This is a genomic window from Klebsiella sp. HMSC16A12, from assembly GCF_001808265.1.
Taxonomy (GTDB): Bacteria; Pseudomonadota; Gammaproteobacteria; order Enterobacterales; family Enterobacteriaceae; genus Klebsiella; species Klebsiella pneumoniae.
Genome location: NZ_KV792642.1, coordinates 228,503 through 233,214 on the forward strand (window position 1 = coordinate 228,503; position 4,712 = coordinate 233,214).

Sequence of the window (4,712 nt, forward strand, 5' to 3'; positions counted from 1 at the left end):
GCGCGCCGTAACGACGTCAACCCGGAAATCACTGACCGCTTTGAATTCTTCATCGGCGGCCGCGAAATCGGTAACGGTTTCAGCGAGCTGAACGATGCCGAAGACCAGGCGCAGCGCTTCCAGGATCAGGTGAACGCCAAAGCGGCGGGCGATGACGAAGCGATGTTCTACGACGAAGACTACGTGACCGCCCTCGAGTACGGCCTGCCGCCGACCGCGGGTCTGGGTATTGGTATCGACCGCATGGTGATGCTGTTTACCAACAGCCATACCATCCGCGACGTGATCCTCTTCCCGGCCATGCGTCCGCAGAAGTAATCCATTGCACTCCCTCCCGGCCTGCGCCGGGAGGTTCTCCCTGCATTATCCCCGGCCTGTCGGCAGAGCGATGTTATTACAGGACTTTTTGCAACGTGCCGCGCTGGCTGCCGTTTGCCCATACGCCGTTAAAGGCGTCGTTCAGCGTAAAGGCTGAGCTTTTCACCCGGAAGGTCAGTTTACCCTGGCTGGCTTTCGCCTCTTCGACCAGATGACCATGGGTTTTCACCGTTTTAGCGGTGACGGTAATCTCATCAATTTTATCGCCATACTCCGTATAAACATACCAGGTGCCCACCCAGGGGCCGAAGCCGCTGCTGGCGTGCTGTGCGGCGGCGGCATTCTCGGCTTTGGTTTTATGAATATCACAGGTGATCCCGTCGGTCATCTGCGTGCAGCCGGAACGTTCAAGCTGTTCCCGGTATTTCGCGCTAATGGCGTGGGCCGGCGCGGCGGCGACCAGCGCCAGGGTGAGGGTGGTGAAAAGCCAGGTCTTATTCATCTTATTGTTTCTCATCGCGATAGCGGCGTGCCGGGCCAGAGAGAGGGATACACGTTGGTGTATTCTCCCGTTGGCGTCAGAATAAAATAACCCAACCAGTCCTGATAAGTAATTAGCAAGACGCTCTGGGGTTATTTATTAGTAAAACATCAAAGTTTCATGCTTATTTCGCAAGCCAACCTTCCCACTGCTTGTCATATTATTGCAGAGAGAATGTTAATTATTTGATGTTTTAAAAGCGGCTATGTGTCATTCAGGCAAATAACAGCAGGCCTGTCCTTGGCGCACGGCAAAAGCCCGCGCTGGTGCGGTGTTGAGTTTTTTTCATATTGCTATCATCATATTTCGAATGAAAGGGATAACCTCTGAAGCGGGTTATTAAGCCAGTAATTTTTATCCGCAAAATAAGCCGGCGGCAAGCATTATTTCCATTTATTTTTCAGGGTTACCTGAAATAGCGAATATACCGCCAACGCAATGATGGATTTCCATCATTTCTCCGTTTTCATCGTCGGTCGTCACCTGCTTATAGTGACGCCAGACAAGACCACAGGGTGGAAAGGAGAACAAGATGGCGACAGAGCAACTGCGGTGGGGCGTGAGCCCCCTGTGCTGGACCAACGATGTACTCGAGGATTTAGGCGGTGATATTCCCCTGGATACCTGCCTGCGCGAGGCGCGGGAGGCGGGCTATCAGGGCATTGAGTTAGGACGGAAATTTCCCCGCCAGGCAGCAACCCTGGGCCCGCTGCTGGCGGCGGCCGACCTGCGCCTGGCGTCCGGCTGGTACAGCGGCATGCTGGCCGACCGCAGCGTGGAAGCGGAGCTGGAGGCGGTGCGGGAGCACGCCCAGCTCCTCCGGCAGCTCGGCGCGAAGGTGATGGTTTACGGCGAATGCGGGCAACTCCCAGGTGAAACCCCGCTTGATGAGCCTATTTCGCTCTCGCCGCCGTTAAGCCGCGTCAGCCTGGCGGCGTATTGCCACAAGCTGAATACCTTTGCCGACCTGCTGCTGCGCGACTATGACCTCCAGCTGGCCTATCACCATCATCTGATGATGCTGGTGGAGCACGATGACGAGCTGGAGCTGTTTCTGTCTCACACCCATGACAACGTCGGGCTGGCGTTTGATACCGGGCACGCCTTTGTCGCCGGGGTCGAGATCCCGCGCGTACTGCACAAATATGGCCACCGTATCCGCCATCTGCATCTGAAAGACGTGCGTCCGCAGGTGCTGGGGCGTCTGTATCGGGAAAACCTGAGCTTTAACGAGGCGGTGCGCGCCGGGCTGTTTACCATCCCAGGCGACGGCTGCATCGACTATGCGCCGATCCTCGACTTTGTACGGGACAGCGACTACCGCGGCTGGCTGATTATCGAAGCCGAGCAGGACCCGGCGATGGCGCCGCCGCTGGCCACCGCCAGCCGCGCCTATTGCTGGCTGGCGCACCATTTATCTTCCCCTTCATCGTCAGAGGAGTACGCATCATGAGCGCGCGGTTAAATATTGGCCTTATCGGCTCAGGTTTTATGGGGCAGGCACACGCTGACGCTTACCGTCGCGCGGCGATGTTCTATCCCGATCTGCCCAAGCGCCCGCATCTCTACGCGCTGGCGGATCAGGATCAGGCGATGGCCGAACGCCACGCAGCGAAACTGGGGGCGGAAAAGGCCTACGGCGACTGGCGCGAGCTGGTAAACGATCCGCAGGTTGATGTGGTGGATATCACCTCGCCGAACTATCTGCACTACACAATGGCGATGGCGGCGATCGCGGCGGGTAAACATGTCTATTGCGAGAAGCCGCTGGCGGTCAATGAGCAGCAGGCGCAGGAGATGGCGCAGGCGGCACGGCGCGCGGGGGTGAAGACCATGGTGGCCTTTAACAACATCAAAACGCCGGCGGCACTGCTGGCAAAGCAGATTATCGCCCGGGGCGATATTGGCGAACCGGTGCGCTTTCGCGGCACCTTTGATCAGGGGTTTTATAACGACCCGAACCTGCCCTGGTCCTGGCGCTGCTCGAAAACCCTCGGCGGCAGCGGGGCGCTTGGCGACCTTGGCGCCCATACCCTGTCGGTCGCCCAGTTTTTGCTGGGCGGGATCCGCGAAGTGACCGCCAGCGCGCAAACCTGCCTGCGCCAGCGTCCGGTGCCGCAGCGCGATGCCGGGTATGCCAGCCGGGTCGCGGCCGATGCCGAGTGGCGGGAAGTAGAAAATGACGATCAGGTTCAGTGCCTGGTCAATTTCGACAGCGGCGCGGCGGGAGTGATTGAGGCCTCGCGCATCGCCGCCGGGCGGATCTTCGGCGTGTTCTGGGAGGTTTCCGGCACCGAAGGCACGCTGTATATGGACGGGGAGCGCTTTAACGAACTGCAGGTATATCGCTTCAACGATGATAAACACGACCGCGGCTTTAAGACGCTGTATGCCGGGAGCCAGATCCCGGCCTATGCCGGCTTCTTCGGCTTCGATTTTGGCGGCGGTGGGCTTGGCTATTTTGACGTCAAGGTGATCGAAGTGCATGACCTGGTGCAGGGGATTTGCGGGGAGGGCGACTGCTATCCCAACTTTGAATTTGGTTTGCAGAATCAGCGCGTGCTGTCGGCGATTGAAGCCTCGATGGCCAGCCGTCGCTGGGTGAACGTGGTTAAAGACTAAGGAGCCGCTATGTTTCCGTCACACTTACCAACCCCGCGCCGCCCGGCGGCGCAGAGCATTCCCATCCTGCGCTGGGGCATTATCGGTCCTGGCTGGATCGCCGAGCGCTTTGTGCACTCATTGAAAACCTACAGCCGGCAGCAGGTGGTGGCGGTGGCTTCCCGCAGCCAGGCGAAGGCCGACCGGGTGGCCGCGGAATGGGGGATCCCCCAGGCTTACGGCCAGGTGGAGGAGATGCTGGCGCGTCCGGATATTGATGCGGTGTATATTGCGACGCCGCACAACCATCACTTTCCCGACGGCATGCAGGCGCTGAAGGCGGGCAAACATGTGCTGATAGAGAAACCCTTCGCCCTCAACCTCGGCGAAGGACGTGAGCTGCAGGCTGAAGCCGCCCGCCAGGGGAAGCTGGCGCTGGAGGCAATGTGGTGCGATTACGCGCCGAAATATGATGTGATCCGCCAGCTGCTGGAGGATGGGGCGCTCGGCGACCTGCATACCCTGCTGGCCGATCACGGCGAGTATTTCACCCCCGAGCACCGCATCTTCAATGCCGATCTTGCCGGCGGGCCGATGATGGACCTCGGCAGCTATTTGACCTCGTTTGCGCTGATGGTGGGCGGCATGCCGCAGGAGATTGTCGCCCGCGGCAGCGCCACGGCGGAGGGGCTTAACGGTCAGACGTCGATGCTGTTTAGCTGGCAGAACGGGATGCAGGGGTTGTTAAACACCACTTTGTTCAGCAACACGCCGGGCGGGGCGGTGGTGGCCGGACGCCAGGCGACCCTGACGATCGACGGCCAGTTTTACGCCCCCGGCGGCTTCACGCTCGCTGCCAGCCAGGGCGGGCAGGTGCTGCGCTGGGAAGAGCCGCGCAATCGTTACGACCAGCTGTTCTGGCAGGCGGAGCATTTTGCCTGGTGCATCGGGCAGGGGCTACGAGACTCGCCGCTGCGGCCGCTCAGTCGGGTGCTGCAGAATCTGCAGGTGATGGATGAGGTGCGGCGCCAGGTGGGCGCGGTGTTTAACGAAGAACGCTAAGGAGCCGGCCGGGCATTGGTTTGCAGATAGCGCGAGCGTATCTGCCATTGCCCGGCAAAAGGACGCGTACGATGCCTGATGTCTGTTGCCCGGCGGCGCTGCGCTTGCACGGGCCTACGATTTTACTGCAACCGTTTGATATTAAATCAGATTAATGCCTGTGTTATGTAGGCCGGGCAAGGCATCGCCG

At 59.7% G+C, this 4,712-nt stretch carries 5 protein-coding genes; 4 read left to right on the plus strand and 1 reads right to left on the minus strand.

What is annotated here, in order from left to right:
* Window positions 1-318, plus strand: a 318-nt coding sequence (locus HMPREF3140_RS29425) for an amino acid--tRNA ligase-related protein (RefSeq protein WP_323807268.1), incomplete at its 5' end; no start/stop codon positions are given.
* Window positions 319-394: 76 nt separating this feature from the next.
* On the opposite strand, the gene HMPREF3140_RS22850 is transcribed toward HMPREF3140_RS29425, so the two are convergent.
* Entirely contained in the window at window positions 395-820 is a 426-nt protein-coding gene (locus HMPREF3140_RS22850; protein ID WP_032410957.1) for a hypothetical protein, read from the minus strand.
* A gap of 571 nt (window positions 821-1,391) precedes the next feature.
* Here HMPREF3140_RS22850 and iolE point away from each other — a divergent pair.
* Genes iolE through HMPREF3140_RS22865 form a run of 3 tightly spaced genes read left to right on the plus strand, consistent with a single transcriptional unit; the run spans window position 1,392 to window position 4,522 of the window.
* A complete protein-coding gene (gene iolE / locus HMPREF3140_RS22855; protein WP_070553120.1) occupies window positions 1,392-2,312 on the plus strand; it encodes a myo-inosose-2 dehydratase in 921 nt (306 codons plus the stop codon).
* Window positions 2,309-3,481, plus strand: coding sequence for a Gfo/Idh/MocA family protein (locus HMPREF3140_RS22860; RefSeq protein ID WP_032410960.1), 1,173 nt, complete (start codon window positions 2,309-2,311; stop codon window positions 3,479-3,481). Before iolE ends, HMPREF3140_RS22860 begins: the two co-directional genes overlap by 4 nt.
* A 9-nt stretch (window positions 3,482-3,490) precedes the next feature.
* A complete protein-coding gene (locus HMPREF3140_RS22865) occupies window positions 3,491-4,522 on the plus strand; it encodes a Gfo/Idh/MocA family protein (RefSeq protein ID WP_023284806.1) in 1,032 nt (343 codons plus the stop codon).
* Window positions 4,523-4,712 lie beyond the last annotated feature (190 nt).

Excerpts from the sequence above, each read along its gene's own strand:
- HMPREF3140_RS22860 (WP_032410960.1), top strand. The coding sequence starts at position 2,309 with ATGAGCGCGCGGTTAAATATTGGCCTTATCGGCTCAGGTTTTATGGGG.
- HMPREF3140_RS22850 (WP_032410957.1), bottom strand. The coding sequence starts at position 820 with ATGAATAAGACCTGGCTTTTCACCACCCTCACCCTGGCGCTGGTCGCC.
- iolE (WP_070553120.1), top strand. The coding sequence starts at position 1,392 with ATGGCGACAGAGCAACTGCGGTGGGGCGTGAGCCCCCTGTGCTGGACC.
- HMPREF3140_RS22865 (WP_023284806.1), top strand. The coding sequence starts at position 3,491 with ATGTTTCCGTCACACTTACCAACCCCGCGCCGCCCGGCGGCGCAGAGC.